The following is a 2,380-nucleotide window of genomic DNA, read 5'->3' on the forward strand; positions in this document are numbered from 1 at the left end:
GAGGAAGTCATACTAAGTTTTCCTATTTTGAAAAAACATTTTCCACTTTCCAATTGGATATTACTCCCTGTACATGCTCGGATAAAAAGGAAAAAGAGATACATACTACTATTGAACCTTGTTATGAAAGGAGTCCTTACTTTGACTGAGAAATTTGATGAATATAAAAAAAGAGATCGAATAGATAGTGATTATAAAGAAGAATACGCAGCTGAAGTTGCACCACAGCGTATCGATTATGATGATAAAGATAACGATGATGTAAGATCGTCTGCAGCTGGATCGACTGCTGGTTTCATTGCTCTTGCCTTAGCAATATTATCATTATTCACATTCCCAACACTATTTGGTCTTGTGTCTGTTCTACTTGGTATTTACGCTTATAATCGCGGGGCTACTGTAACTGGCGGTACCGCTGCCATTGTGGGTGGTATCGCTGCACTCATTGCGATTTTATTCCGAGTGGCGCTTATTGGTTTATTGTTCTCTCTTTTTTAAAAAGAAAAAGGTATCTCGCTTTATGCGGGATACCTTATCCTGTAAATACATCTTCTGATGGATATTTAATTTTTTGTTTTGCTGGTCGTGCCAAAGAGAACACAAGTGTTAACGGTCCGATTAATCCACAAAACATAACAAACATAATAATACATTTTCCAAACGCCGATAGCTTCGCAGTAATCCCCATTGTTAACCCTACTGTACCAAACGCTGAAATTGTCTCAAATAATAACTGAATAAAACTRAAGTCTTCTGTAAGCATTAATACAAATACCGCTGTAAAAATAAGTATTTGACTAGCAACGACAATTGCTAACGCTCTCGTTACTGTCGACATTTTAATCGTACGCTGAAATAAAACAAAATCCTCTTTCTTTCTAAAGAAAGAAAGAACTGATGTAATTAAAATAACGAATGTCGTTAACTTAATTCCACCGCCTGTCGATACACTTCCTGCACCAATAAACATTAATACCATTGTAAATAGTATCGATGACTCTTCCATCCCCCCATAATCTACCGTGTTAAAACCAGCTGTACGAGGTGTAATTCCTTGGAAGAACGAAGCCCATAATTTTTCATTTAAAGATAAGTGCCCCAAAGTCTTCACATTATTATATTCCAATACAAAAATCACAATCATCGCAATAACATTAAGTGCTATCGTTCCAACAATCATGATTTTGGAGTGCAGTGATAATTTTCGGAAACTACGGCTATACCATATATCAATTAATACCGTAAATCCTAACCCTCCTATTACAATTAAAGAACAAATCCCAATATTAATAATAGGATCTCCTACATATCTTGTTAAATTATCTGGCCAAAGCGCAAAGCCGGCATTATTATATGACGCAATAACGTGAAAAACACTATAGTATAAACCTTTTCCAAAACCAAACTCTGGAATAAAGCGAATCGATAAAAAGATAACTCCAATTAGCTCAATACAAATAGAAAAAATAAAAACACGTTTTACTAATTTCACAAGACCACCAATATTTGTTTGATTAAATGCTTCTCCAATTAATAATCGGTGGCGTAAACCAATTTTTTTCCCTAATACCCAAACAATTAAAATGGCTATCGTCATAAGACCGAGACCACCCGTTTGAATTAAAAACATAATAACAATTTCACCAAACATCGTAAACGTACTCGCAGTATCTACAACACCTAAACCGGTTACAGTCGCTGCCGACGTAGCTGTAAAGAAAGCATCTACCCAACTAATATGTACTTTCGTTGCAAACGGTAACTTTAATAACAATCCTCCGACCACAATTAAACAAAAAAAGCCTAATGCTAAAATTTGTGGTGGATTCAATCGTATAAAACGATTATACAACCCTTGTTTTTTTGCTACTTCCATATCACTAACTCCCTTTATCAAGTGAAGCTTTTATCCCCTCATAAATAAAGACTCTTTAAGAGCCTACAAGTAGCGGGATAAACCTTATATTCTTATAATATAGTTGAGCATAATCCTTTTTTTCATAGATTTCAACTTTTATTTATATTCAGACTCCTATCGTTTTACAAAAGAATATTTTCTATTATATCTCCACTTATACTATAACTCTTACAACAACTATTTTATCCTTTTTCAAATTCCCCTATCTTTCACTCCAAGTTCACACGAGAGTCACATCTACCTTTTATAGTATAYGTATCGGAGCTGTTCCTCCCTAATTTATAAGACATTCCCCAGTGTCTTGAACAGCTTTCCATCCCTAATTAAATTGACATAAATTGTCCCCTTCCYTTGACCATCCTATATGTGATGGTCTTATTTTTTTATTCTCTCTTTCTTCTTACTTAAAACTCCCTCTCTCTTTCACTCTATGTTCACATCTATCTTTTATAGTATATGTAT

At 34.5% G+C, this 2,380-nt stretch carries 2 protein-coding genes; one reads left to right on the forward strand and one right to left on the reverse strand.

The window, feature by feature from the left end:
• Positions 1-123: 123 nt before the first annotated feature.
• A complete protein-coding gene (locus tag AC1DJR_RS26625) occupies positions 124-498 on the forward strand; it encodes a hypothetical protein (protein ID WP_002011728.1) in 375 nt (124 codons plus the stop codon).
• Between the two features lie 34 nt (positions 499-532).
• On the opposite strand, the gene AC1DJR_RS26630 is transcribed toward AC1DJR_RS26625, so the two are convergent.
• Entirely contained in the window at positions 533-1,876 is a 1,344-nt protein-coding gene (locus tag AC1DJR_RS26630; RefSeq protein ID WP_367961902.1) for a TrkH family potassium uptake protein, read from the reverse strand.
• Between the last annotated feature and the right edge of the window lie 504 nt (positions 1,877-2,380).

The sequence above is a fragment of the Bacillus sp. 05T31 genome (assembly GCF_056396725.1).